The sequence below is a fragment of the Ignatzschineria cameli genome, assembly GCF_003121895.1.
GTDB classification, from domain to species: Bacteria; Pseudomonadota; Gammaproteobacteria; order Cardiobacteriales; family Wohlfahrtiimonadaceae; genus Ignatzschineria; species Ignatzschineria cameli.
In genome coordinates this window covers 85,531-109,822 of sequence record NZ_QEWW01000003.1, presented here as the reverse complement: position 1 = coordinate 109,822, position 24,292 = coordinate 85,531, and the positions used below count along the sequence as shown (strand labels likewise).

Genomic DNA, 24,292 nt, shown 5'->3' with positions numbered 1-24,292 from the left:
CAAAATAGTACATTTGCTTGAAATTTAATAATTTTTGTGTAGATAAAAAATAAATTAAAAATATCTATTTGATGCTATATCTATATATGAAATAAGCCATAAAATAATAAACAATAAATATAATAGATTATCTAAAACCAAAGGAGCCATCTATGGAAAGGGATATTTCAACTCAGCCCTATAATATTAACGAGAACACAAAAGCGCGGCGTAGTGCAATTCTTGGGGCTGTTTTTTTAATGGGTCTATCTGCAATTGGGCCAGGATTTTTAACGCAAACAACTACTTTCACGATGCAGCTAGGTGCTAGTTTTGCATTTGTTATTTTCTTATCAATTATTCTTGATTTAGGTGCGCAGCTAAATATTTGGCGAATCATTACTATCTCTAATATGAGGGGACAGGATATTGCAAATAAAGTAATACCTGGTTTGGGGTATTTTATTTCTATTCTTGTCGTGATGGGTGGATTGGCTTTTAATATAGGAAACGTCGCGGGTGCCGGTTTAGGGCTAAATGTCTTTACTGGTTTATCTGTTGAAGCAGGTGCAATGATTAGTGCTGCTATTGCCATAGCTATCTTTCTTTTTAAAGAAGCAGGGCGGATTATGGATAAATTTATTCAGTTAGCCGGCATTATAATGATCTTTTTAACAATTTATATTGTACTTCAATCGGATCCTCCGGTCGGTGAGGCTGTTTATAGAACTTTTGTCCCGGATGCTCCTATTTCTGCTTTAGTCTTGGCAACTGTTACTTTGGTTGGCGGGACAGTCGGTGGTTACATTACATTTGCCGGAGCACACCGCTTATTAGATGCAGGAGTACATGGTAAGTCAGCAATTCGAGATGTTTCTAATGGGTCTTTAATGGGGATTGGCGTAACTGCAATTATGCGAGTTATTCTTTTCCTTGCAGCTCTAGGGGTGATCAGTCAAGGATTTCAATTAGCAGCTACAAATCCAGTAGCATCTGTATTTGAACATGCGGCTGGCAATATCGGATATCTGATTTTTGGTGTTATTATGTGGGCAGCTGCAGTCACGTCTGTTATAGGTGCAGCATATACATCTGTTACATTCCTTCGTATTTTTAGTAGTAAAATAGCGGAGCATCAAAATAAGGTTATTATTGCTTTTATTTTTATTTCTACAATTGTTTTTGTAAGTATTGGCCGTCCTGTAGAGATATTAATTTTTGTAGGTGCTTTAAACGGGTTAATTTTACCATTGACACTAGGTCCAATTTTATTTGCTGCTTATCGTAAAGATGTAGTGGGAGATTATAAGCACCCTGTGTGGCAAACAGTTTTTGGGGCGATAGTTGTTATTGTTATGACTATTTTAAGTGTTCAGACTTTATATCACTATATTGCTGGTTAGTTATAAGGGATTACTATTTTTTATTAGACAGAAAGCTTTAAAGAGATAACAGAGATATATTTTAGAGATGTTGTAAAAGAGAGAGCCACTTCATTGAAGTGGCTCTCTCTTTTACAAAATAGTCTCTGCTGATTTAACATTGAGATCGTGCAATGCTTTATTGCGGGATCTGTTGTGATCAGCTCTGATCTATTGAGATCTATTTTAATTGTTCCATAACTTCTGCTGCGAAGTCTGATTCAACAATCTCAACACCTTCACCAAGCTCTAAACGTACGAATGCGTTTACTTTTGCAGATTCTGATTTAAGAAGTTTTTCAACTGTCATATCAGGATCTTTCACGAAGCTTTGTCCGACAAGAGTAACTTCTTCAAGATACTTACGGATACGACCTTCGATCATTTTTTCTTGGATATCTGCAGGACGGCCTGACTCTGCTGCTTGTGCAGTAAAGATATCACGCTCTTTTTGTAAAAGCTCAGCAGGAACACCTGTTGCATCAACACAAACAGGGTTTGAAGCTGCGATATGCATTGCGATATCACGTGGAAGCTCTTCATTTCCACCTTCAACGTCAACGAGTGCAGCGATACGGATACCGTGTGCATAAGCACCGATACGACCTTCAGCATGAAGACCTGCTACGCGACGAACTGTGATATTCTCACCGATTTTAGCGATAAGGTTTTTACGCGCTTCATCAAGTGATACACCATCAACAGTGATCTCAGCTAAGTCATCAATTGTGTTCGCACGTTTTTCAAATGCGATATCTGCTACTTTGTTTGAGAATGCGATGAAGTCTTCGTTTTTAGTAACGAAGTCAGTTTCACAGTTAATTTCAACGATTACACCAAATTTGTCATCGTTACGAATTAAAAGAACGCCTTCTGCAGCTGCACGATCTGCTTTCTTGTCAGCTTTTGCTTGACCGCTCTTACGCATTAATTCGATTGCTGCTTCGATATCGCCGTTAGTTTCGGTGAGCGCTTTTTTACATTCCATCATCCCTGAACCTGTACGTTCACGGAGTTCTTTTACCATAGCTGCTGTAATTGTCGCCATTATAAATACCTTAATAAATGAAAAGTGAATCGGAAATTGGTGATAAAGTGAAGCGCCCATACAAGATGAGCGCTTAACCTTACTGATTATTCTGCGGCTTCTTCTACCACTACAACTTCTTCAACTTCTACGAATTGATCTTTCTTTTGAAGATCTTCAGAGATAAGTTGTGCATTTGAACCACGGCCTTCAATTACCGCGTCCGCTGCTGCTGTTGCATAGAGTTGAATTGCACGAATAGCATCATCGTTACCAGGAATGACATAGTCAATGTTCTCTGGTGAGCTGTTTGTATCTACAACACCGATTACCGGAATACCCATTTTTTTCGCTTCAGCTACTGCGTTGCTCTCATAGCCAACATCAATAATGAAGATCGCATCCGGAATATTAGGCATATCTTTAATACCGCCAAGGCTTTTTTCGAGCTTCGCTACTTCACGCTCTAATAAAATACCTTCTTTTTTCGTCAAGCGCTCGATAGAACCATCTTCTTTCATCTCTTCGATTTCACGAAGACGGCGAATTGAGTTACGAACAGTTTTGAAGTTAGTAAGCATACCACCTAACCAGCGATGGTTAACGTAAGGCATACCTGCACGTTTCGCTTGCTCTGTGATAATGTCAGATGCTGCGCGTTTTGTACCCACAAAAAGGATACGACCATTTTGTGAAGCAACTTTAGAGATAAAGTTCATCGCATCATTAAACATTGGAAGAGTCTCTTCTAAGTTAATGATATGAATTTTAGAACGTGATCCAAAGATGTAAGGCTTCATTTTTGGATTCCAGAAACGAGTTTGGTGACCAAAGTGAACGCCCGCTTCGAGCATATCGCGCATTGAAACTTGTGACATATTATTTCCTTTTGTAAATTTAGGGTTAAGCCTCCAGATTTTCCTAAGACGTAACTCATATATGGCTTTTGCACCTCTCCTCTTAAGTGAAGTTATCGCATTTCTGCCATGATGGATTGATCAATATTTATCGATCGACCTCTATCAGTGCTGCGATGACTCAATCTTCAGCGCTATGAGAAGTTAAGCCCTACAGAGCACCCCCGTCTTGGAGTTTTCATCTGTGAGTAGTTTAAGTTAAGTTTTACCAGAATATCCCTTCCGTTTATGGGTCATAAAAAGGGTTAATCCAGCCTTCTTTGCCCTTGTTACCTCTCTCAGTGAGTGATTCGATGAGTAGAAAGTAATCAAAATGGCAAGCCCCGTATTATAGTCCAAAAAAGCCTTATAAGCTAGCGATTTAAAATAATAAAGAGAGAGGAGAAAAGGGGGATATGATATAATCGTGCCGATATAAATTAGATATAAACTAAGTGTTAGGACAGAACAATGACTTATAAAAATGATCGTTTTATTCGTGCCCTTTTAAAAGAGAAAGTAGACAGAACACCGGTCTGGATGATGCGTCAAGCAGGGCGTTATCTACCAGAGTATCGCCGAGTGCGCGCACAAGCGGGTGACTTTATGGCGCTCTGCCGTAATGCTGAACTTGCGTGTGAAGTGACCCTTCAGCCCATCGATCGTTTCGGCTTTGATGCTGCGATCCTCTTCTCTGACATCTTAACAATCCCAGATGCAATGGGCTTAGGTTTAAGCTTTGTTCCTGGGAAAGGTCCTGTCTTTGAAACGCCGATTACCGATCCTGCACAAGTTGCAAAACTCCCGGTCGTTGATGTGGAAGACTCCTTAGGCTATGTGATGAATGCGGTATCAACCATTCGTAAAGCATTGAAGAATGAAGTGCCACTAATCGGTTTTACCGGAAGCCCTTGGACACTTGCCACCTATATGATTGAAGGGGGCGGTAGTAAAGATTTTGGTAAGGTGCGCGGCTTTATGTATGAGCATCCAAAAGTGATGCATCAATTGCTCGATAAGCTCTCTGATGTCGTGATCGACTACCTCAATGCTCAGATTAAAAATGGTGCCGCTGCCGTTCAGATCTTTGATACTTGGGGCGGTATTCTCTCTAAAGAGCATTATCAAGAGTTCTCTTTGCGCTATATGGAGAAGATCCTAAATGGCTTGATCAAAGAGTATGATGGCGAGAAGATTCCTTCAATCGTCTTTACCAAAAATGGTGGCATGTGGTTGAAAGAGCAGGCGGCAATTGGTGCTAACGGCTTAGGCTTAGACTGGATGACCGATATTTCTGAAGCGAAAGCTTTAGTGGGTAAAGAGGTTGTGCTTCAAGGAAATATGGACCCAGGTGTTCTCTACTCAACGCCTGAAATTGTTCGTGAAAATGTGAAGAAGGTGCTTGCGGGCTTTGGTAAAGTTGCAGCAGATGAAGGGCATATCTTCAACTTAGGTCACGGTATCCATCCGGGAATCGATCCTGAGAATGTTAAAGCAATGGTTGACGCTGTTCGTGAGTTTAGCCCTGAGTACCACTAAAGGTTAAAGATGAAACAGAGTCCTCCTGAGATTTTATCTTGTGGAGCGGTCATCGTACGATGGGATAGACGAGAGTTTCGCTACCTTCTGCTTCGAGCTTACAACTTTTGGGATTTTCCTAAAGGTCAGATCGAAGCGGGAGAGAAACCCTTAGAGACAGCACTGCGGGAGGTTCGTGAAGAGACAACCATTCGTGACCTCACCTTCCCCTGGGGCTATGACTACTTTGAGACAGATCCCTACTTTCGCGGTAAAAAGGTTGCGCGTTACTATCTTGCAGAGACGAAACGACGCGGTATTCGCTTGCCGATCAATCCCGATCTTGGGCGTCCTGAACATAGCGAATGGGCTTGGGTTACGCGCGCAGAAGCGTTGCGCCGAGTGACCCCCCGTGTGCAGGAGGTGATTCTCTGGTCAGATACCTTTTTAGCGTATGATCGAAGAGTCTCCGGCGGTCGTTAGAGCGGTGTGCAGGTTCCCAATTTAAGATCAATTATTCATCTCTAGAGCGATCCCTAATGATTGCAGATAAGATGCTGAGTGCCGGGCAAATGCTACGGCACTCTCTATTTGGAGGCTTAAAGAATGTTATTGAAAAATATTCTATTGGTGACGGAAGATGCCACATTGCAGGAGAAATTTCGTGGGCTCTTCTCGCAGGATCAATGTCAATGTTGTTATCACTATGCAGAGGCTGCTCGCCTCTTAAATGCCGGTTATACGCCCGATCTTATTGTTGTGGATCTGATCTTGCCGGTTATCACCGGCGTTGAGACCTTAGATCTCCTACAGAAACAGCTCGCTCCGAAAGAGGTGCCGGGTATTATTGTGACGCAAAATGATCGTTTAGTACTGCACTCTCTTCCTCGCCCGCCGGCGCTCTTAGGCATTATTAGTAAAAAGGCAGATCCTTTAATCCTCTTTGAACGCATCAAAAAGTTGTGGGAGGAGTATCAAACATGGTTATTTGATGATGAGGATGCTTTTTAGTAAAAAAGGGTTTATTATTGGCATTAATAGAGGTCTGTCAGTTAAATGTGGTTGATTATGAAAAAGATATTATGGGGACTACTCTTTCTTTTTTCGCCGATAATAATATTGGCTCATCCTCATGCTTGGATTTATACAGGTTCAACATTTCTAGTCTCTAATGATGGAAAATTGATGGGTATTAAGCAGCGTTGGCATTATGATAATCTCTTAACTGATGTCGTATTACAAGATTTAAATTATCCTAAATCAAAACAGAATTTTCATCTAGATCAGTGGGCAAAAGAGACTCTAAGAAAATTAGCCCCCTATGATTATTTTTTAAAATTAAGTGTGAATGGTCAAAGCGTTCCTTTAAGTGAAGTGGCGCAATATCGAGGCGAGTTAATCGATGAGACTTTAGTGCTCAGTTTCACAATGTTACTTAGCTCACCGATTGATATTAAGAATCAAAATATTACCTTAGCAGCTTATGACCCCTCTTTTTATATCGAGATATTACAGTCTGCAGATTTTCCACCACAGATAGAGGGGCTTATTGATAATTGTCGACTCTATATCGAATATCCAGAGCCTACGGCAGATGATTTCCTTCAAGCAGCGATGATCGATTATGGGGTACAAGTAGATCCTCAATTTGGGGAGTTATTTGCGGAGATCGTTCATCTTGAATGTTCATCTTGAATGTACTTATTAATGTTGGTGAGTCGTTAATAGCTGTTATCAACTCTAAAGTACCTTTTGGTTAAGGGGCTTTATGAGATATAAATTTATAGCAGGGGACTCACCGGCTGCTGTATACCTTGTAACAGGAGCATGATCCCCATTGTAAAAATCAAGATGCCGCCTAATAGCATGGAGGTGTTGGTAAAAATTTGATAACGGGAATGTTTTTTTTGTGCTTTTGTTAAGTGTTTTAATACAAAGTTACGGGAAGAAACGGTTAAAATTGCGATAAAACTGACGGTAATACCCGTGCCAATAGACATGACTAATACAGCAATAATCCCAACCCAGCGTAACCCCATGGAATATGCACCGAGTAAGATTAAAATAGCCCCGGTACAGGGGCGTAGGCCTATGGCCAATATCACGGTAAGAAGTTGTTTTAAAGTGATGGGTTGCTCGAGATAGGAAGCGTGCAGGGGGGTGGTTGTGCAGCATTGATATGGGTCTTTTTCAGCGTTTTCCTCCTCGAGTTGAGCGTTATTGAAGATTTTATGATGAATATGTATGCGATAATATTGGTAGAGTTTCTGGACACTTTTAATGATCAGCAATAAGCCAATGATCATGACAAATATAAAACTTATACGGTTAAGATAGAGCGCTGTTTCTTGAGTTTTTCTCAAGGATAAATGGATCAGTTGCATCGAAATTTCAATAAGCAGAATAGCTACTAATCCTTGGACTAACGCCGTGATCAGGGATAGTAATATTCCTCGTCGTAATTGCGTTGGGCTACTCCCTAGATAAGTGATGATCACAGCCTTTCCATGCCCGGGGCCAGCAGCGTGAAAAAGACCATACAAAAAGCTAATGCTAATCAATGCCCCACTCGCTTCCCAGCCATGTTTTGCAATAAGATGTAGTTTTTGGGTCAGCTTTTGCTGCAATAGAGTCTGTGTTTTTATAATATCGATCAATAATTGGTCCCAGGAGATAAAGTAAAAGATACCTATTCCGATAATTAAGATCAAGGAAAGTATAAGAACCGTTTTAAAAAAGGGGAGGATTTGATTGAAAAGGGAAGGTGGTAAGTATTTGTGTTGCATAGCGGTATTTCTCTATTTATTTCTTTAGAATGATGATTAAAAAGAATAAAAAGCATGCTATTTTATAAAATTTTTTCTGTTTCTTCTAGGAGGAAAACTAAAAACTAGAAGTGATGATAAATCATATTGATTAATATTATTTTATGATTAGATGTTTAAATTGATATAGATGGATATAAATAAATTATTTTTATATTATGTGATTTAATGAAAGTGTGGTTATTATCTCTATATTTTTGGAAGTATGCCATTAATAGTTATATTTCTTATATTTCCTTTTATTTCCTTTCATTAAGTTTAATATCAATGACTCATCTATTTTGTAAGCTCTAGTCTTTTGTGGGCTATCTAAATAATACAAATTAAGGAGAATATTATGATTGGGGGAATTAAATATTAGTTTATTTTAGTATTTTAGTTTGCTTAATTTTATATATATATGTTCCTGATCGGGATTATTATGAGGAGTTCTATGTATCAAAATGATCTTTCTCGCCGTCGCTTTATCTATGCGGGTGGCTTTCTTCTCTCTACCGCTCTTTTACCGCCACTTTCTGTGGCGCAGGTAGCCTCTCCTCTTGTGGAGCAACATCTCGATGCATTTTTAGATCTGTCGCGAAAACTAACCGGCTATGAAACGCTTAATCGAGAGTTAGGCGCACGTTATCTTGCCGCTTTTCTAGAGCTCTTTCCTGATGAATCCCCCCAGTTTGCTAGCAATCGCGCTCTTCAGAAGAAGATTCTTCACTCTTGGTATACCGGTACTGTCGGCCCTAATGAAGCGGGGCAGGTGCGCGTTATTGCCTATAAGGATGCATTTATGTATCGCCCAACGGCGGATGGTTTGCCGACACCTACTTACTGCTTTCGCGGTGAACTCTGGTTTAAAGCGCTTCCCCCTGGGATTACTAAGGAACCCAATTTTCCGATCTCTTTTTAGCTTTGTGATTTGATTTGCTTTGGAAGCGAAAAATCATGATAAGTCGCTATCCGAATCTCTCGGAATAGTTGGATATTGAAGACTTTAAGAGAACCACATTATCAGAATAAGTCATCAAGCTATTAAAAATAATAAGGTGTAATTAATATGGTAAAAAATAGAGCAAAGCAGTTAGCAAATGGGGATTGGGAAGCCGATGTTGTGATTGTCGGTAGTGGAATTGTGGGTGCGATGATGGCAACGGAGATCTCTGCAAAGGGGCATAGCGTCCTCCTGCTTGATGCCGGTCTTCGTGTTGAGCGGGGGCAGATTGTTGAGAACTCTCGTAATATGCCGGAAAAGAATCGTACAGGGATCGATTATCAGAGCCTCTATCCACAATCTCCCAATGCGCCTTTCCCCGATTACTTCCCCGATAATGGATATCTTAAGCTCTCCGGCCCCAATGCCGCAGCTTATGCGCAAGATTATCTTAAAACGGTAGGGGGAACCACTTGGCACTGGGCCGCTTCTTGTTGGCGCCATGCCCCTCATGACTTTAAGATGAAGTCTCTCTACGGCGTGGGCCGAGATTGGCCGATCACATATGATGATCTTGAACCCTACTATACCCGTGCAGAGTATGAGATCGGTGTCGCCGGACCTCGAGATCCTAAGATGCAATCGCCACCGGAGCGCAGTAAACCCTATCCCATGGAGATGATTCCCTGGTCCTATTTTGAGCGTTCAGTTGCGGCAACGACTAATGCGTTTGGTTGTCACTTAGTCCCTATTCCACAAGGGCGAAGTTCACGAGTGTGGGAGGAGCGCCCCGTCTGTTGCGGTAACAATAACTGTATGCCGATCTGCCCCATTGGTGCGATGTATAACGGGATTCATCATGTGGTGCGTGCAGAGCGAAATGGTACAACAGTTCTCTCGGAAACGGTTGTCTATCGTGTGGATAATGATGAAAATAATCGTATTACCGCGATTCACTACTACGATCGAGAGAAGAAATCCCACAAGGTGAGTGGAAAACGCTTTGTCTTTGCTTGTAACGGGATCGAAACGCCGCGTCTTCTGCTGCTTGCCGCTAATGAGAGTAATCCCAATGGTATTGCCAACAATAGCTCTGGTTTAGTTGGGAAAAATATGATGGATCACTCCGGTATTCACTGCTCTTTCCAATCGAAAGATCCGCTCTGGGTAGGTCGAGGTCCGGCGCAGAGTGCCGCAATGGTGGGCTATCGTGATGGGAGCTTCCGCCGAGATCATGCGGCTTTCTTAATTATTATGAATAACCTTAATCGAAACCTTGCCGAAACGCAGGTAGCGCTTGAGAAAGGGTATGAAGGAAAAGAGTTACAGCGCGAAATTCGGGAGCGAACAACCCATTCGGTCTATTGGGATATCATGTTAGAGGTTCTCCCCTCTGAGGAGAATCGCCTCACCTTGAGTAAAACTCGTAAAGATGCATTAGGTTTAGCCTGTCCTGATATCTACTACGATGTTGGGGATTATACCCGTCGTGGTCGTATCGCTGCGCAGGAGAAATTGCGAGAGATTGCCGCACTCTTTAAAGGGCAAGAGGTGGTTGTGACTACAGAATTTGTTCCTAATAACCATATTATGGGGGGCAATATTATGGGCGATACACCGCAAAATGGGGTTGTGAATAGCTATTGTCGGACTTATGATCATGATAATCTCTGGCTCCCTGGGGGCGGTGCGATGCCCTCATCGAGTGTTGTCAACTCAACGCTCTCGATGGCGGCACTCGGTCTGCGTGCAGCGGATGATCTACTTAAAAGTATGGAGTAAATTATGAAAAAATTATCTCAACTTCTCCTGCTAACATTCTCATTCACTTTGGGTTACGCTACGCCAGCATTGGCAGATTCGCTCGATTCCATAAAGGGAGATCCCAAGCGCGGGGAGTATCTCTCCATTTTAGGGGATTGTCAGGCATGTCACACCAACTTTGCTGCAGAGGGTAAACCTTTTGCCGGCGGTTATGCGGTGAGTTCTCCGTTAGGAGATATCTATTCCAGTAATATCACCCCTTCAAAAGAGTATGGGATTGGTAATTATACGCTTGAGCAATTTCGTGATGCTTTGCGAAAAGGTATTCGCGCCGATGGTGAGCATCTCTACCCGGCGATGCCCTATACTGCTTACACAAAGCTGAAGGATGAAGATATCGCTGATCTCTACGCCTACTTTATGACGGCGGTAGAGCCTGTTAATATCGCGCCGACTCATCATACAGATCTCCCTTTTCCATTCGATATGCGTTCGATGATGATTGTTTGGAATGGACTCTTTCTCGATAAAGGCCCTTTTCAGCCAGACACCTCACAGAGTGATGAGTGGAATCGTGGGGCTTATATTGTAGAGGCACTTGCTCACTGTAGTACCTGTCATACACCTCGAGATATGATGATGGGGGAGGAGAAGAGTCAATACCTTGCCGGCGGACAGCTTGGTTCATGGTATGCCCCTAATATCACCTCAAGCATCAATGCCGGGATCGGTAATTGGTCTCAAGATGATCTGGTCACCTATCTTCAGCGAGGGCTTCTCGATGGCAAAGCACAAGCGGGCGGACCGATGGCAGAAGCGGTCTCCGATAGTTTTCAACATCTTCGGATCGAGGACCTTCAAGCGATTGCGACCTATATTCGCAGTGTAAAAGCGATCGAGAGTAGTGAGCAGAAAGCACCTCGAGATAGTTACGGTGCGCCATTTGATGTGGATATTCTCCTTCGAGGAACAGAGCCTGTTGATGCCTATCACACTCTAAAGAGTGGGGAGAGCCTCTATAGTGCCTACTGTTCATCATGTCATCAGAATGATGGGAGCGGAACGCCTGAGCAGTTCTATCCATCGCTCTATCACAATACGGCAACGGGAGATTACAATCCGGGTAATGCGATTGCCGCAATTCTCAATGGGGTTGATCGCACAGTGGGGGAGACCCGTTACTATATGCCTAACTTTGGGGTCAACTCACCGACACAGGCGTTAGATGATACCCAGATCGCTAGAATTGTACAGTTTGTCTATGAAAAGTATGGAAATCAATCGGTGAAGATTACACCAGAGATGGTGCGCGAGGTTCGTTTAGGCGGTCCGGCACCGTTACTTTTAAAGGCGCAACCCTTTATGCTACCGGGAATGGCGATCGGCGGAGTGATTCTGCTTCTGCTCATTATCTGGGGCGTGGTGCATTTCCGCCGAAAAGGAGCGCGTACTTAATAAGGCGTTTATCAAAGAGTGTTATCAAAGGGTGCTATCCATAGGGTGGCACTCTTTTTTTGAATCTCATTTATCTCTATGCTGGGTTGTCTCGGATTATTTTGGATTATTAGAAATTATTTGGAGTAGTCTTGGGTAATTCCCAATAGCAGTGCCGCAGGGTCTTCCCCGGTTAAGAGCGCTTCTGTGGCACCATCATAGGCGATTCCTCCGCGGTCGATCACTAAGGTGCGGGGCGCGATCTGATGAGCATCTTCAATATTGTGCGATACCATCAGTAGGGTGATATTGCCACTATTGCAACGCTCTCTTAAGAGGCGCAACATCTCATGGCGCAGGGCCGGGTCGAGGGCTGAAAAAGGCTCATCTAAGAGAAGAATCGGTTGCTCCCGAATAAAACAGCGAGCAAGGGCGACACGTTGTCTCTGTCCGCCAGAGAGCTCTCCGGGAAGTCGGTTGAGTAGATCTCCTAAGCCCACCTGTACAGCAATATCGGTGACACGCTCTTTCGCCTCCCTCTTAAGATGCAGGGTAGGTGCAATGCCTAAGCCGATATTTTGGCGAACGGTAAGATGGTTAAAGAGATTGTTCTCCTGAAAGAGCATCGAAACCGGCCGTTTTGCCGGCGGTGCTGTGGTGAAGTTTTCCCCATTGAGGTAGATCTCTCCGCTTTCCGGGTATTGAAAACCGCTGATCAGATTGAGGAGCGTACTCTTCCCGGCACCACTTGGGCCCATAATGGCCACTCGCTCCCCTTGTGCGATAGTAAAATCGAAGTGCATCTGTAGTGGCACATGGGTAGAGGGAATAGAGAGGGCAGAGTTGTCAGAGTGGGAAGCGTGAGTAATCTTGTGATGACTCTTGTCCCCTTTTCGATCTCCCTTTGCGCGTCTTAAATAGTAGTGGATATTGTTGAGCTGAATCATCGCTGGCGTCATCTCTTGCGTCATCGTTAAAATCCTTTTTTGTATCATCTCTCCTCCTCTATAGTCCGTCCTGAGATCATCTCTAAGAGGGTAAAGAGAATAAAGCAGAGCAGCAGTAGAAGCATCGCTGTCACTGCGCCATCATTGGTGCGATAAGCGCCTAATTGTTGGTAAAGATAGTAGGGTAGAGTCCGGAAATCCTCATTTCCAAAGAGCGCCACGACACCAAAATCGCCAATGGAGAGAACAGAGGCGAAGGCGAGCGCTTGGGCGATCGGTTTCTTAAGTGCTCGAAGCTCAATGATGGAGAGCCGACGCCAACCACTAATGGCAAGCGAGTGGCATAGGGGGTTATAACGCTCCGCAAGATCTCGCATCGGATTCTCCAATGTTTTAAGAGCATAGGGAATCGCTAAGAGGGCATTGGTCAGAATCACTAAGGCGTAGGGGGACTCTGGAATGCCGATCGTCTCATTAAAGAGGATAAAAAATCCTGTGGCGAGAACAATCCCCGGCATGGCTAAAATCAGAAGGCCACTCAATTCCATCGCTTGCCCTAGCTTTACCGCGCGGCGAAGGCGCAATTCCCGGCTACTCCAGAGGAGCATCATCGTTAAAGTTACCGCTAAAAGCCCGGCACAAAGGGCGATAAAGAGAGAGGTGAAGGTGGCTTGCCAGAGAGCCGATTGTTGCAATACCTCCCACACTCGGCGATTGAGCCCATCTGCCATAATGGCGATCAGTGGCGGTAGGAGTAGAAGAAGCGCGATGCTTATAATGATAAAATCTCGCACCTGTCGAAAACGATTATCAGCAGGATCAAACCACGATCGGCGCGTTGTGGTGCCAATGGCAAAGGCGCTATTGATCCGCTGGCTGATCAGCATCAGGCCGATACAGAAGAAGAGTTGAATCAGCGCTAAAATCGCCGCTCTTCCGGGGTCAAAGTCATAACTTAAGGCTTGATAGATCGCAAGCTCAATGGTTGTTGCGCGTGGTCCGCCCCCTAAAGCGAGGACTGTTGCAAAGCTCGAAAAGCAGAGCATAAAGATGAGCGCAGCGGTAGGAAGCAGTTGCCGGCGAAGATAGGGCCACTCCATAATGCGAAATTGTTGCCACTCATTGAGCCCTAATTGTGCCGATATCTGTCTCTGCTCCACCGAGATTCCCTCAAGCGCTTGCAGTAACATGCGCGTTGCCAAGGGGAGATTGAAGAAGACATGGGCAAGGAGAATCCCTTGTAGCCCATAAGGGGAGAAGCGATATTCAAGCCCAAAAAAGTGAAGAAGGGTAGCAAGCCAACCATTTTTGCCATAGATGGAGAGAATGCCGAAGACAGCCACTAATACCGGTAGCACCAGCGTCATTGCCGAGAGGCGAAGGAGCAGGGTACGCCCCCAAAAACGCCGGCGATAGAGGGCGCGGGCAAGTAAAATAGCCGGCACCACAGAGAGCAGGGCCGAGAGCAATGCCTGATAGAAGGTAAAGCCGATCACATGCCAGAGGTAGCGATCCCCTAAGATCTCACTGAGCGAGACATTAGGGGCGAAGAACCAAAGCGCACCAAAAGCAAGGAGTGCCACTATCACCAAGAGCGATGAGGCCAACAGCCCGGGAATCAGTTGTCGATTAATCATTAACGGTTTAATAGTGATCTAATCGTTAGCGACTAACGGCAAATTGCCAGATACGGATCCAATTTTGTCGCTCTTTTGCCACCTCTTCTGCACTAAAGAGCAGTGCTTTTGCCGGTAAGGGCAAGGCATTATAGATGGCAGGAAGTGGGATATCGATCACCGGATACATCCAGTTGGTTGTCGGGAGAGTCTCTTGAAATTCCTGCGTTAACATAAATTGGAGGAATTGATCAGCAAGTTCCGGATGGGGGCTCGCTTTCAATTTCGCTGCCACTTCAATTTGGAGATAATGTCCTTCATCAAAGAGGGCTGCTGCATAGTTATCATCATGATCATAGAGCATCTGATAGCCGGGGGATGCGGTATAACTTAAGACAAAATCGCTCTCTCCTTTTAGAAAAAGGCCGTAGGATTCGCTCCAACCTTTTGTCACGGTAATGGTCTTTTTCGCCATTTTTTGCCAAGCAGATTCACTCTCCTGTCCATAGATCTTCTCCATCCAGAGAAGTAGGCCTAATCCCGGCGTACTTGTACGTGGATCTTGGTAGATAATGCTCCACTGATTGTCGGGATCTAAGAGTTGATCCATACTTGTCGGTGGATTTTGAATTTTGCGCTTATCGTAGATAAAAGCAAAGTAGCCATAATCGTAGGGGATAAAGGTCTTATTCTCCCATTCGATTGGGAGTTTCAGCATCGATTGATCGATATTCGCCGGGGTGAAGAGCTCGGTCTCTTCTGCCGCTGCGATCAGGTTATTATCAAGGCCAAGGATCAGATCAGCTTTACTTCTTTTCCCCTCCATACGTAGGCGATTGAGGAGGGAGACGCCATCGCCAAGGGAGACAAGTTTCAACTCACAATCGCACGTTTTTTCAAAGCGCTCTTTAATCAGTGGCCCCGGACCCCATTCGGCGACGAAGGAATCGTAGGTATAGACGGTCAATGTCGGTTTTTCAGCAAAAGCCAGCGTCGTTAAGCTCGACAATAATAGCGATGCCACCAACAAAGTTCGGCGAAGAGGTTTACGAAACGAGTGGGAAAGGCGCTTAAGGGGGGAAGAAAGGGTTCGATTTATCATAACGGCTCCTGTGTAAGTGTGTCACAGGATTTGAGGAAGAGCCCGCAGGCATCTCGATTCTCAAATCCCTCCGCCGGTATTGTCCGGATCAGGTTCTACGGGTGATTCTCAGCTATGTTGAAAGGTTCACAGCACCCCGTTGAGATAGCGTTATTGTAGAAGCTTTAATCAGATCTGTAAACAGAGTGCAATTTTAAGGAGTTACTCTATTTTTTGCCGGCGCGTAATCTCTGGAAGAACGGGATAGGGAGGACCGGCAACGAAACAGCTCTTTTTTTCAAGATGATGTAATCGTTAAGGTAACGATATTTGCCGGCATGCAGTTTTGGGAAGCATGCAGTGGTAATCTCCGGCAATTCATCAACCTCTTTTGTCCCAATAAATTATTTTATGATTCTTAAGAGAATCTGTTGAGCGGCGGGAGCTGACTATTTCATTCTTTTCACCGGTGCATGCCCGCCAATTGGCATCCATGATGCCTATTTGCCGGCTCAATATCTCAATTCGCTAAATTTTTTTACATATCAATTATGATCATCCATTATCGCTAACCTCTCGATATTGATAACTTATTTCTCAATAATATCCTTTGTTAATAAGAAATAGCTATCAAATGCATTTAAGAATTATTTGCATTATTAAAAAGGGCTAACTAGAATGATTCTCATTACCATTATATTTTCATATTAAATAAAGGTGCAAAATGTCTCAAGAACAGGTTTTAGCGCTGAATCAATTGCAAAGAGAAGAGCGGGCGATTATTAAGGCCGTTCATACGGATGGTGCGTTACGGCAGAAGTTTTTCAATATGGGATTTATCCCCGGTGCCGAGGTGTTGATGGTGCGTTCAGCACCCCTGCTTGATCCTCTTGAGGTGGAGATCCTTGGCTATTTCGTGACGCTTCGTCGAGAAGAAGCAGAAAAGATTGAGATTGAGCGGGTGGGGCAATGATAAAAGCAGCTTTAGCAGGACAACCGAATAGCGGTAAATCCACAATTTTTAATATGATGAGCGGCATTAAACAACATGTCGCTAACTATCCCGGCGTCACCGTGGAGAAGAAGAGCACTCGATTGAGCTATCAAGCGACAGAGATCGAACTTGTTGATCTCCCCGGAACTTACTCCTTTAGTGCCTTTTCGATGGAGGAGAAAGCGACAATCGGTTATCTAATCGATGGTGATCCTGATGTCATTATCAATGTGATTGATGCCTCCTGCCTGCGACGTAGTCTCTACTTAACTTTTCAGTTACTTGAAATCGGTAAACCGGTGATCGTCGTCCTCAATATGATGGATGTTGCTCAAAGACGAGGATTAAGCCTTGATAGAGAACGATTAGAAGAGCTCTTAGGCGTTCCGGTGGTTGAAGCTGTCGGCTCAAAAGGGATCGGTAAAGAGGAGATCTTAGAGAATCTTTTAGCAGCAAAAAGTGGAGAAGAAGCGCGCAACAATCGGGATGAAACTTTCAATCCACAGAAGCGATCATTATGTCACTACGCTCAAATTGCTGATGATCTTGATCGCGTTGAGGCGGCATTAATGGCTGAAAGCGTATTAACCCCTCTATGCGAGCGTATCTCCCCACGATGGTTAGCACTCAAATTATTGGAAGATAATCAGATTATTAAAGCGCAAATCGCTACTGAAGCGCCCGATTTTATGGCGCGTTTTGAAGATTTTGAACTACAACCGCCTAAATCTTCTGAGTCTCCTAAATCTCTGAAACATTCCGCAGTAACTTTGAACCTCGACGGGGCCGAAAAAGCTGAAAAGATTGAAAGCGCAGAACGACGTGAAAAGAGGGCGAAGGTCGATGCCATTGTGGTTGCTGAGCGCTATCAGGTCGCCAATAGTATTTATCAACAAGTGGTGACGGAGCCCACTAATAAAAAACCCACACTCACTGCCTTGATCGATAAGGTCGTCCTTAATCGTTGGTTCTCCTTCTTTATCTTAGGGCTTGTGATCTATGGCACCTATGAGCTCTCGATTGTGCAGGGGTATGAGCTGACCAATTATACATGGCCCTATTTAGCATCCGTGAAAAACTTTATTGTTTCGCTACTCCCCGATCCTCAATTTATTGAGGTTCCGATGGTAACGGAGCTTGGGATCTGGCTTGTCAATAGTGCCTTAGCGCTGCTGAATTATATTCCTATCTTCTTAATTCTCTTTATCATTATCGCTATTTTAGAAGATACCGGCTATATGCCGAGAATCGCCTTTGTTCTCGACCGCATCTTTAATCGCTATGGACTTCATGGGCAATCAACCCTTCCCCTTGTCCTCGGTGGCGCTTTTGTCGGCGGTTGTGCTGTCCCCGGAATTATGGCTACAAAGGGCATTGCTGATGAGCGCGCTCGTATCGCTACGATTTTGACCGTTCCCTATATGAATTGCTTGGCAAAGGTCCCTTTCTATACCCTTATTTTAGGGGCGTTCTTTGCTACCTCTATGTCGTTGATGATGTTTTTTATCTCAACGATTACCTTCTTTATCGCACTCAGTATCGCCCGTTTTTTAACACTGACTATTTTAAAGCATCATGAGCGTACACCCTTTATTATGGAGCTTCCTCCCTATCATCTCCCAACAATAAAGGGTGTCCTCATCCGTGCGATTGAGCGCATCTGGCTCTATATTCACAAGGTGGGCACTATTGTGATGGCGGTCGCTGTAGTTCTCTTTGTACTTTTACAATTTCCAGGGCTTTCTGAGGAGAAGCAACAAGAGATCGATCAACGAGTTGAAGTTCTCTTTGCTCAATATGATGAAGCGATTCACAGCTCCCCCTACTATCAAGAGGTGAGTGAACCTGCGGTGATTTATCAATTGATTAATCTGAATAATCACTATCGCGCTGCTCGAATGGTGGCCTCTCAATCACCAGAAAAAGCCTCTGGCGTAGATGCAAAATATGAAAAGATGGCGCCGCAACTCTTTCGCTTTATTAAGCCCCAAAATAGTGATGAACGCTTGATCAATCGAGAGATTAGAAAGCTGTCACAACAGGGACAACTACTTCAAAACGAGATTAAAAATGAACGAATTACCAACTCTTTTCTAGGAATGTTTGGTCGATTTTTAGAACCCGTCACGAAATGGGCCGGGTTTGATTGGCGGATCAATGTTGCCTTCTTAAGTTCTTTTGCCGCAAGAGAGAGCGCTGTGGCAACTATCGGATCGATTTATGAATCGGGTAAAGCAGAGCGTGCGGAAGAGGCCTTTCGAAGTGAGGCCACAGGATATAACGCGCTTCATGCGGTTGCGATGCTCATTTTTATGATCTTTACGCCACCTTGTATCGCCTCCATGGTGGTCGTCAAGCTCAACGTTAACTCCTATAAGTTGATGCTATTGGCGATCTTTATGCCCTTTATACTCGGGTTGCTCTTCGCCTCTCTCTTTTACACGCTCGGCAATTACTTCTCCTGGAGCGGTCTGGAGACGATGGGTTATTTCTACGGCTTCATTGTTCTGATTACGCTGATTTTAGGTTTTGTCCGGCGTACGGAAAATAACGGGGCGCTCGATAGGGTAGATGGAACCTATCGATATCGTCGCCCATAGCTTATTAACCATCTCTAAATCATGCTGATTTAGATCTTGATCTCATTATCATTTCATTAAACGAGGAATTTGGATATGAAAAAAATGCTTTTAACCGTCACTCTTTTAGCCCTCTCTCCCGCGGCTTTCTCCCACACAGCACTGCTCTCTTGCTTTGATGAAGGGGATGGCACTATCACCTGTGAAGGCGGTTTTAGCGATGGCAGTAGCGCAAGTGGTGTTGACTTCTATGTTGAACAGGAGGGGAAAAAGGTTCTCGAAATGAAGTTCGATGAATTAAATAGTGTCAATTTTGAAAAGCCTGAAGGTGATTACTCCGCTGTCTTTAATGGTGGTGATGGGCACCGCGTCATTTTAAAAGGCGCTCAGATTAATTAACAACCACAAATATCCATGAATAACTGTGTATAACTACGCATCACTGCGCATAACCGCAAGATCGAAAGTATGGCAGAAGTGGCGATAGGGTGACAGGCACCGAAATAGAAACTGAATAATGTCACTTTATCACTTTATCACTAAGTTACTGAATCACTTCTACATACGATCACTTACAGAGAAGAGGAATACCATGAAAAAATCGATGAAAAAATTACTTTTACTCCCAACCCTGCTATTTGGGTTTATGGGGAGCGCTAATGCCCATTTTCAGATGCTCTATACGCCTGAATCTGCGCTCAATCAAGGGGAGACGATCCCCCTTAAAATGATTTTCACCCACCCCTTTGCCGATGAACATGCCATGGATATGGAGGCGCCGGAATCGTTCTATGTAGTCCATAAAGGGCAGCAACGCGATCTTAAAGAGAGCCTCAAGCCGATTACTTGGCAGGGGAATAATAATCAAGCTAAAGCTTTTGAATCGAACTATCGAGCGCGCAGTATGGGCGATCATCTCTTCGTCTTAACGCCAGCGCCTTACTATGAGCAAAATGAAGAGGTCTATATTCAGCAGATTACCAAGTTATTGGTGAATGTGGCCGGGATGCCAACCGATTGGGATCGTGATCTTGGATTAAAAGCAGAGATTGTCCCTTTAACAAAGCCGTATGGTGTTTGGGCAAACTCAACCTTTTCAGGGGTGGTGATGAGTCAGGGTAAGCCGGTGCCTTTTGCTGAGATCGAGGTGGAATATCTCAACTCAGATATCGATCTTACCGCAAATAAAACAGGGCCTACGCAAGTTGTTGCCCCGCAAGATAGCTTCGTCACCTTAGTCATTAAAGCCGATGAGAATGGCACCTTTACCTTTGGAATCCCTAAAGCGGGTTGGTGGGGATTTGCAGCATTAGGTGTCGGTCCTGACAAGGAGTATCAAGGCAAGGAGCTAAGTCAAGATGCGGTGATTTGGGTTCAAGCAAAGGATATGCAATAGCCATGGATAGACTCATCGTTTTAGGAATCTTTCTGGCCGCTCTTTTCTATCTCTACTTTAAATTGGTGAAGAAGAAGGGCTGTAGTGGTTGTCCTTCTTCTAAAAAGGAGTGTGGCAAGCGCCAAAGTTGTCAGCCTAAAGGGTTAGAGAAATCGTCATTACAGAAATCGACATCACCGGCGGGGAAGAGTCTCCATTATCAAAAAATTAAAGAGTTAAAGAATTAAAGCGTTAAAACTCACAGATCGAGGAAATTATCATGAAAAAAACAGTATCTCTATTGGGAATGATCACGGCGTTATTGAGCCTTCAAGCTAATGCTCATGATTTATGGAGTGTGGCAAAAAATGGCTCTGTTTTAGAGGCTGATATCGTATATGGTCACCATTTCCCAACGCCCGAACCGATAGCGAAAGATCGCGTAGCACTCTTTGAGCCGATGAGCGTTATCGGTAAAAATTATCAAGAGACATTAACGCAGAGCGGAGAGCATGATTATCACTTTGAAGGCACAGCGCTTAAGGAGGGAACTTATCTTGTCTTAAGTCGTTATAAGCCCACCACATGGATCAAGAAGGGTGATGGCAGTTGGGAGATGGGTAAGACGCGAAAAGATACGAGTGATGAGGTTGTCTATTGTGGTACTGTGACAAAAAATGGCAAGATGATCTTATCTGTTGGTGATAAAGATGGTGAGTTTGCAACTCAACCGCTCAATAAAGGTCTCGAGCTTACGCCCCTCGTTTCTCCCAATAAGATTAAAGAAGGGGAGTTGGTGAAGTTTAAACTCACTCAAGATGGTAAAGCTGTAAAGCAAGCGACGATTTTAGGAAATTATGGCGGTTATGCTAGTAACGATATGAGCGTTCCTTTTAGAGCAGTAACAGATCTAAAGGGTGAATTTGAATTTAGACCGCTCAAAGACGGACTTTGGTATCTCAAAGCGGAGCAAGATCGGGAGAGTGGCAATAAAGATTGTGAAACAATTACAGAGAGTGCAACTTTAACTTTTGAGGTTAAGCCCTAAATCCTTATCAAGTGGAACAATTGATCATTGAATAGCGCAATTGAATATAGCATCAGCGTCATTCCAAGGATGCCAATAATGGGAGCTGAAGTCTTATACAGCCCCATTAATTAATATTTAATAACTATTTAATATCTATCTGTTATTCCAGAAAGTTAACTTTCATATTGGATGTAACAACTTCAGCCCACATTCGTGGGCTGATTATTAAATCACTATTGAAGATCGCCCCTTCCGGCACGCACCTTGTGGAAGCATGCAGAGGTATTCTCCGGCAACTCAACAGCCTCTTTTGTCTCAATGGTTCATTTTGATGATTCTTAAGAGAGTTTGTTGAGTGGCGAGAGCCAACCATTTTGTTCTTTTAACCGGTGCATGCCCGCGGTTTGGTATCTCTGATGCCTTATTGCCGGCGCACAATTTTTGGAAGCATGCAGTGGTGATCTCCGGCAACTCATCAGTTTTTTTGTCTCAATGAATTATTTTATGATTCTTAAGAGAATCTGTTGATCGGCGGGAGCCAACGATATCATTCTTTTCACCGGTGCATGCCCGCGGTTCGGCATCTTTGACGTCTTATTGCCGGCGCGTAGTTTTTGGAAGCATGCAGTGGTAATCTCCGGCAACTCATCAGCCTATTTTTTTAATTTGATCAATTGTCATCAATCTCTAGCAGTATTACAATGTATTACATTAATAGGGAGGGAAAATTATGACGATCGTTAGCATCAGATTAAACAGAGAGGAAGAGAAAATCTTCAGAGAGTATGCCGCTTTTCATGGGCAAAGCTTATCAGCCTTATTTAAACAGAGTGTGATTGAGAAAATGGAAGATGAACTCGATTTAAAGCTCCTAAAAGAAGCGATCGCTTACAATGAGAAGCACCCTGAAACCTATACTCATGATGAAGTTAAAAAGGCATTAGGATTATAGATGTATCAAGTGATCTATACGGCGAAAGCCTTAAAATCTTTACAAAAAATTGATAAAACGCAGGCGTTATTTATTCTAAATTGGATTGAAAAGAATTTAGTCGGCTGTTCCGATCCTCGGGTAAAGGGGAAGGCGCTCAAAGGTAACCTTGCTGATTGGCACTATAGAGTTGGGGATTATCGTCTGCTCTGTAACATCTTAGATAGAGAGATCATCATCGAAGTGATTAATGTCGGGCATCGAAAAGAGATCTACAAATAGCGACTTTAAGTTATTAGATAATGCCCTTTGCCGGCGCGCAACCTCCGGAAGCGCGCGGTAGTGAGGACCGGCAACGCAGTGGCTTTTTATCTCAAGATGATTAATCGTTAAGGTAGCGATACTTGCCGGCATGCGGTTTTTGGAAGCGTGCAGTTGTAATCTCCGGCAACTCATCGGCCTCTTTTGCCTCAATGAATTATTTTATGATTCTTAAGAAAATCTGTTGAACGGCGGGAGCCAACGATATCATTCTTTTCACCGGTGCATGCCCGCCAATTGGCATCGATAATGCCTTATTGCCGGCATGCAGTTTTGGGAAGCTTGCAGTGGTAATCTCCGGCAATTCATCAACCTCTTTTGTCCCAATAAATTATTTTGATGATTCTTAAGAGAGTCTGTTGAACGGCGGGAGCCGACTATTTCATTCTTTTCGCTGGTGCATGCCCGCGGTTCGGCATCTTTGATGCCCTCTTGCCGGCACGCACCTTGTGGAAGCATGCAGAGGTATTCTCCGGCAACTCATCAACCTCTTTTGTTTCAACAAATAAGAAGGCTTATGGAAGAGCGGGAGCCGACTATTTCATTCTTTTTACCGGTGCATGCCCGCCAGCCGGCATCTATGATGCCGGAATGAGATTTAGTTAATTTGGAGTTGGTTTAGTGATATACTGCACAGACATATAACGATTGTTATATGTTTTTTGTTTAATGATTCGATTGGATCGAGGGAGTAAGTTATGTCAAATGCAGTCTTAAAAGATCAGTATATTGATATACCGGCTCGTGATAAAAGTAAGATAGCAAAACCGCGCCCAGCTAAGGGTTTTACTTGCAACCATGAGCATCAAGCTAGAAAAGCATCTGAAATTAGTTTTAAAGATCATAAAAATACATTTTATCTTTTAGCTGAGGTTTAATTGATGTATGAATCTTGAGTTATGTGGAGAGATTTTATCTGATGGAAGTATTAAATGGCTAACAGTAGAAGATCTAATCCGCATTAATCGAGAACAAATATTACAAGGCCCATTTAAAGATAGTGAGCCAATAGCTGTTCTTAGTATGGAAAGACTTGAATCTTCTCAGGCAAGTCCTGCTCAATATAGATTCTATGAGCAAACGGATGATATGTTTGAATTAGCATCTGTTCTAATGTTTAGTCTTATCAATAATCATTGTTTTGCTAATGGTAATAAGAGAACGGCTACACAAGCTACTTTTGATTTTTTGCTTATGAATGGTTACAGAATTCCGCCATTGGATGAGGCGGTTATTCTTGATATGGTTGTTGGAGTAGCTTCTAAAAAGTATGACCGGGAATATATAGAGAATTGGTTAGCTTATTACGCAGAAGAATTTGATACTCGTCTACTTTGTATTGATTAGTTTTATTAGAAACCTCCCAAGCGGAGGTTTTTTTAATGCTTAGATAGAAGCTTTCTGATTTCTCAATATATCGATCTCATCAACATGTCGTGAAAACGTGTCGATTTTTTTCAATTTTTTAAACATATCCGAGGGATATGTCGATCCTATTAACATATTTCATCATATAAATGTCGAGTTGCTCTAAGAAGATTTTTGGATCGGCGGGATCTTACCATTTCATTCTTTTTACCGATGCATGCCCGTCAACTGGCATCGATAATGCCTTATTGCCGGCGCGTAATT

28 protein-coding genes and 1 riboswitch are annotated in these 24,292 nt (G+C 43.5%); of the genes, 19 read left to right on the top strand and 9 right to left on the bottom strand.

Annotation, left to right across the window (positions count from 1 at the left end; all coding sequences use genetic code 11):
* The first annotated feature begins 152 nt into the window (after window positions 1–152).
* On the top strand, window positions 153–1,382 hold the full coding sequence (locus DC077_RS05830) for an NRAMP family divalent metal transporter (RefSeq protein ID WP_109201692.1): 1,230 nt from the start codon (window positions 153–155) through the stop codon (window positions 1,380–1,382).
* 199 nt (window positions 1,383–1,581) lie between these two features.
* Here DC077_RS05830 and tsf read toward each other — a convergent pair whose 3' ends face one another.
* Both tsf and rpsB read right to left on the bottom strand, forming a co-directional pair.
* Window positions 1,582–2,448: a translation elongation factor Ts gene (gene tsf / locus DC077_RS05825; protein ID WP_109201693.1), complete on the bottom strand. Its 867-nt coding sequence runs from the start codon at window positions 2,446–2,448 to the stop codon at window positions 1,582–1,584.
* A gap of 86 nt (window positions 2,449–2,534) precedes the next feature.
* A complete protein-coding gene (gene rpsB / locus DC077_RS05820) occupies window positions 2,535–3,305 on the bottom strand; it encodes a 30S ribosomal protein S2 (protein WP_109201694.1) in 771 nt (256 codons plus the stop codon).
* A 489-nt stretch (window positions 3,306–3,794) separates the two neighbouring features.
* Here rpsB and hemE point away from each other — a divergent pair, with 489 nt between their 5' ends.
* The 4 genes from hemE to DC077_RS05800 all read left to right on the top strand — a co-directional run bounded on the left by hemE (window position 3,795) and on the right by DC077_RS05800 (window position 6,536).
* Window positions 3,795–4,862: a uroporphyrinogen decarboxylase gene (gene hemE, locus DC077_RS05815; RefSeq protein WP_109201695.1), complete on the top strand. Its 1,068-nt coding sequence runs from the start codon at window positions 3,795–3,797 to the stop codon at window positions 4,860–4,862.
* 9 nt (window positions 4,863–4,871) lie between these two features.
* Window positions 4,872–5,324, top strand: a complete 453-nt coding sequence (locus DC077_RS05810; RefSeq protein ID WP_109201696.1) for an NUDIX domain-containing protein — start codon at window positions 4,872–4,874, stop codon at window positions 5,322–5,324.
* Between the two features lie 123 nt (window positions 5,325–5,447).
* Entirely contained in the window at window positions 5,448–5,852 is a 405-nt protein-coding gene (locus DC077_RS05805) for a response regulator (RefSeq protein WP_109201697.1), read from the top strand.
* A 57-nt stretch (window positions 5,853–5,909) separates the two neighbouring features.
* The gene (locus tag DC077_RS05800) at window positions 5,910–6,536 is read left to right on the top strand and encodes a DUF1007 family protein (RefSeq protein ID WP_157953496.1); all 627 of its coding nucleotides are present in this window, start codon (window positions 5,910–5,912) and stop codon (window positions 6,534–6,536) included.
* Window positions 6,537–6,622: 86 nt separating this feature from the next.
* Here the strand turns inward: DC077_RS05800 and DC077_RS05795 are convergent, their stop codons facing one another.
* Entirely contained in the window at window positions 6,623–7,627 is a 1,005-nt protein-coding gene (locus tag DC077_RS05795; RefSeq protein ID WP_109217895.1) for a nickel/cobalt transporter, read from the bottom strand.
* Window positions 7,628–8,099: 472 nt separating this feature from the next.
* On the opposite strand from DC077_RS05795, the gene DC077_RS05790 reads away from it, so the two are divergent.
* The 3 genes from DC077_RS05790 (at window position 8,100) to DC077_RS05780 (ending at window position 11,807) form a co-directional block, all read left to right on the top strand.
* Window positions 8,100–8,567 (top strand): sugar dehydrogenase complex small subunit, encoded by a 468-nt coding sequence (locus tag DC077_RS05790; RefSeq protein WP_109217894.1) that lies wholly within the window; start codon window positions 8,100–8,102, stop codon window positions 8,565–8,567.
* A 147-nt stretch (window positions 8,568–8,714) separates the two neighbouring features.
* Window positions 8,715–10,370 carry a GMC family oxidoreductase gene (locus tag DC077_RS05785; protein ID WP_109217893.1) on the top strand — a complete coding sequence of 552 codons (1,656 nt, stop codon included), beginning with the start codon at window positions 8,715–8,717 and terminating at the stop codon, window positions 10,368–10,370.
* Between the two features lie 3 nt (window positions 10,371–10,373).
* The gene (locus tag DC077_RS05780; RefSeq protein WP_109217892.1) at window positions 10,374–11,807 is read left to right on the top strand and encodes a cytochrome c; all 1,434 of its coding nucleotides are present in this window, start codon (window positions 10,374–10,376) and stop codon (window positions 11,805–11,807) included.
* A 116-nt stretch (window positions 11,808–11,923) separates the two neighbouring features.
* Here DC077_RS05780 and thiQ read toward each other — a convergent pair whose 3' ends face one another.
* From thiQ to DC077_RS10855, 4 genes are all read right to left on the bottom strand, one after another.
* Window positions 11,924–12,589, bottom strand: a complete 666-nt coding sequence (gene thiQ / locus DC077_RS05775; RefSeq protein ID WP_109217905.1) for a thiamine ABC transporter ATP-binding protein ThiQ — start codon at window positions 12,587–12,589, stop codon at window positions 11,924–11,926.
* A gap of 188 nt (window positions 12,590–12,777) precedes the next feature.
* Complete coding sequence (gene thiP / locus DC077_RS05770; RefSeq protein WP_109201703.1) at window positions 12,778–14,370, bottom strand: thiamine/thiamine pyrophosphate ABC transporter permease ThiP; 1,593 nt, start codon at window positions 14,368–14,370, stop codon at window positions 12,778–12,780.
* Window positions 14,371–14,395: 25 nt separating this feature from the next.
* Window positions 14,396–15,451, bottom strand: coding sequence for a thiamine ABC transporter substrate binding subunit (gene thiB / locus DC077_RS05765; RefSeq protein ID WP_109201704.1), 1,056 nt, complete (start codon window positions 15,449–15,451; stop codon window positions 14,396–14,398).
* A 47-nt stretch (window positions 15,452–15,498) separates the two neighbouring features.
* A riboswitch (TPP riboswitch) is annotated at window positions 15,499–15,600 on the bottom strand.
* Between the two features lie 57 nt (window positions 15,601–15,657).
* Window positions 15,658–15,807, bottom strand: coding sequence for a hypothetical protein (locus DC077_RS10855; protein ID WP_157953495.1), 150 nt, complete (start codon window positions 15,805–15,807; stop codon window positions 15,658–15,660).
* Between the two features lie 347 nt (window positions 15,808–16,154).
* Here DC077_RS10855 and DC077_RS05760 point away from each other — a divergent pair, with 347 nt between their 5' ends.
* The 8 genes from DC077_RS05760 to DC077_RS05725 all read left to right on the top strand — a co-directional run bounded on the left by DC077_RS05760 (window position 16,155) and on the right by DC077_RS05725 (window position 22,621).
* Complete coding sequence (locus tag DC077_RS05760) at window positions 16,155–16,403, top strand: FeoA family protein (RefSeq protein WP_109201705.1); 249 nt, start codon at window positions 16,155–16,157, stop codon at window positions 16,401–16,403.
* Window positions 16,400–19,024, top strand: a complete 2,625-nt coding sequence (feoB, locus tag DC077_RS05755) for a ferrous iron transport protein B (protein ID WP_109201706.1) — start codon at window positions 16,400–16,402, stop codon at window positions 19,022–19,024. The genes DC077_RS05760 and feoB overlap by 4 nt, the downstream gene beginning before the upstream one ends.
* A gap of 75 nt (window positions 19,025–19,099) precedes the next feature.
* The gene (locus DC077_RS05750; protein WP_109201707.1) at window positions 19,100–19,402 is read left to right on the top strand and encodes a hypothetical protein; all 303 of its coding nucleotides are present in this window, start codon (window positions 19,100–19,102) and stop codon (window positions 19,400–19,402) included.
* Window positions 19,403–19,595: 193 nt separating this feature from the next.
* Window positions 19,596–20,399 (top strand): DUF4198 domain-containing protein, encoded by an 804-nt coding sequence (locus DC077_RS05745; RefSeq protein ID WP_109201708.1) that lies wholly within the window; start codon window positions 19,596–19,598, stop codon window positions 20,397–20,399.
* Window positions 20,400–20,401: 2 nt separating this feature from the next.
* Window positions 20,402–20,626 (top strand): FeoB-associated Cys-rich membrane protein, encoded by a 225-nt coding sequence (locus DC077_RS05740; RefSeq protein WP_109201709.1) that lies wholly within the window; start codon window positions 20,402–20,404, stop codon window positions 20,624–20,626.
* A 32-nt stretch (window positions 20,627–20,658) separates the two neighbouring features.
* On the top strand, window positions 20,659–21,426 hold the full coding sequence (locus DC077_RS05735) for a DUF4198 domain-containing protein (protein ID WP_109201710.1): 768 nt from the start codon (window positions 20,659–20,661) through the stop codon (window positions 21,424–21,426).
* A gap of 712 nt (window positions 21,427–22,138) precedes the next feature.
* Window positions 22,139–22,360 carry a type II toxin-antitoxin system RelB family antitoxin gene (gene relB, locus DC077_RS05730; protein WP_109201711.1) on the top strand — a complete coding sequence of 74 codons (222 nt, stop codon included), beginning with the start codon at window positions 22,139–22,141 and terminating at the stop codon, window positions 22,358–22,360.
* Entirely contained in the window at window positions 22,361–22,621 is a 261-nt protein-coding gene (locus tag DC077_RS05725; RefSeq protein WP_109201712.1) for a type II toxin-antitoxin system RelE family toxin, read from the top strand.
* On the opposite strand, the gene DC077_RS10655 is transcribed toward DC077_RS05725, so the two are convergent.
* Both DC077_RS10655 and DC077_RS10850 read right to left on the bottom strand, forming a co-directional pair.
* A complete protein-coding gene (locus DC077_RS10655; RefSeq protein WP_133243423.1) occupies window positions 22,559–22,795 on the bottom strand; it encodes a hypothetical protein in 237 nt (78 codons plus the stop codon). The genes DC077_RS05725 and DC077_RS10655 overlap by 63 nt on opposite strands.
* Before the next feature lie 22 nt (window positions 22,796–22,817).
* On the bottom strand, window positions 22,818–22,964 hold the full coding sequence (locus DC077_RS10850) for a hypothetical protein (protein ID WP_157953494.1): 147 nt from the start codon (window positions 22,962–22,964) through the stop codon (window positions 22,818–22,820).
* 128 nt (window positions 22,965–23,092) lie between these two features.
* Between DC077_RS10850 and DC077_RS10845 the strand changes: the two genes are divergently transcribed.
* The 3 genes from DC077_RS10845 to DC077_RS05715 all read left to right on the top strand — a co-directional run bounded on the left by DC077_RS10845 (window position 23,093) and on the right by DC077_RS05715 (window position 24,007).
* Entirely contained in the window at window positions 23,093–23,266 is a 174-nt protein-coding gene (locus tag DC077_RS10845) for a hypothetical protein (RefSeq protein ID WP_157953493.1), read from the top strand.
* A 92-nt stretch (window positions 23,267–23,358) separates the two neighbouring features.
* Window positions 23,359–23,538: a hypothetical protein gene (locus DC077_RS05720; RefSeq protein WP_109201713.1), complete on the top strand. Its 180-nt coding sequence runs from the start codon at window positions 23,359–23,361 to the stop codon at window positions 23,536–23,538.
* A 7-nt stretch (window positions 23,539–23,545) separates the two neighbouring features.
* The gene (locus DC077_RS05715; RefSeq protein ID WP_109201714.1) at window positions 23,546–24,007 is read left to right on the top strand and encodes a type II toxin-antitoxin system death-on-curing family toxin; all 462 of its coding nucleotides are present in this window, start codon (window positions 23,546–23,548) and stop codon (window positions 24,005–24,007) included.
* Window positions 24,008–24,292 lie beyond the last annotated feature (285 nt).

Coding starts and splice junctions, on each gene's coding strand:
- DC077_RS05830 (WP_109201692.1), top strand. CDS start 153: ATGGAAAGGGATATTTCAACTCAGCCCTATAATATTAACGAGAACACA.
- tsf (WP_109201693.1), bottom strand. CDS start 2,448: ATGGCGACAATTACAGCAGCTATGGTAAAAGAACTCCGTGAACGTACA.
- rpsB (WP_109201694.1), bottom strand. CDS start 3,305: ATGTCACAAGTTTCAATGCGCGATATGCTCGAAGCGGGCGTTCACTTT.
- hemE (WP_109201695.1), top strand. CDS start 3,795: ATGACTTATAAAAATGATCGTTTTATTCGTGCCCTTTTAAAAGAGAAA.
- DC077_RS05810 (WP_109201696.1), top strand. CDS start 4,872: ATGAAACAGAGTCCTCCTGAGATTTTATCTTGTGGAGCGGTCATCGTA.
- DC077_RS05805 (WP_109201697.1), top strand. CDS start 5,448: ATGTTATTGAAAAATATTCTATTGGTGACGGAAGATGCCACATTGCAG.
- DC077_RS05800 (WP_157953496.1), top strand. CDS start 5,910: ATGAAAAAGATATTATGGGGACTACTCTTTCTTTTTTCGCCGATAATA.
- DC077_RS05795 (WP_109217895.1), bottom strand. CDS start 7,627: ATGCAACACAAATACTTACCACCTTCCCTTTTCAATCAAATCCTCCCC.
- DC077_RS05790 (WP_109217894.1), top strand. CDS start 8,100: ATGTATCAAAATGATCTTTCTCGCCGTCGCTTTATCTATGCGGGTGGC.
- DC077_RS05785 (WP_109217893.1), top strand. CDS start 8,715: ATGGTAAAAAATAGAGCAAAGCAGTTAGCAAATGGGGATTGGGAAGCC.
- DC077_RS05780 (WP_109217892.1), top strand. CDS start 10,374: ATGAAAAAATTATCTCAACTTCTCCTGCTAACATTCTCATTCACTTTG.
- thiQ (WP_109217905.1), bottom strand. CDS start 12,589: ATGCACTTCGATTTTACTATCGCACAAGGGGAGCGAGTGGCCATTATG.
- thiP (WP_109201703.1), bottom strand. CDS start 14,370: ATGATTAATCGACAACTGATTCCCGGGCTGTTGGCCTCATCGCTCTTG.
- thiB (WP_109201704.1), bottom strand. CDS start 15,451: ATGATAAATCGAACCCTTTCTTCCCCCCTTAAGCGCCTTTCCCACTCG.
- DC077_RS05760 (WP_109201705.1), top strand. CDS start 16,155: ATGTCTCAAGAACAGGTTTTAGCGCTGAATCAATTGCAAAGAGAAGAG.
- feoB (WP_109201706.1), top strand. CDS start 16,400: ATGATAAAAGCAGCTTTAGCAGGACAACCGAATAGCGGTAAATCCACA.
- DC077_RS05750 (WP_109201707.1), top strand. CDS start 19,100: ATGAAAAAAATGCTTTTAACCGTCACTCTTTTAGCCCTCTCTCCCGCG.
- DC077_RS05745 (WP_109201708.1), top strand. CDS start 19,596: ATGAAAAAATCGATGAAAAAATTACTTTTACTCCCAACCCTGCTATTT.
- DC077_RS05740 (WP_109201709.1), top strand. CDS start 20,402: ATGGATAGACTCATCGTTTTAGGAATCTTTCTGGCCGCTCTTTTCTAT.
- DC077_RS05735 (WP_109201710.1), top strand. CDS start 20,659: ATGAAAAAAACAGTATCTCTATTGGGAATGATCACGGCGTTATTGAGC.
- relB (WP_109201711.1), top strand. CDS start 22,139: ATGACGATCGTTAGCATCAGATTAAACAGAGAGGAAGAGAAAATCTTC.
- DC077_RS05725 (WP_109201712.1), top strand. CDS start 22,361: ATGTATCAAGTGATCTATACGGCGAAAGCCTTAAAATCTTTACAAAAA.
- DC077_RS10655 (WP_133243423.1), bottom strand. CDS start 22,795: ATGAGTTGCCGGAGATTACAACTGCACGCTTCCAAAAACCGCATGCCG.
- DC077_RS05720 (WP_109201713.1), top strand. CDS start 23,359: ATGTCAAATGCAGTCTTAAAAGATCAGTATATTGATATACCGGCTCGT.
- DC077_RS05715 (WP_109201714.1), top strand. CDS start 23,546: ATGAATCTTGAGTTATGTGGAGAGATTTTATCTGATGGAAGTATTAAA.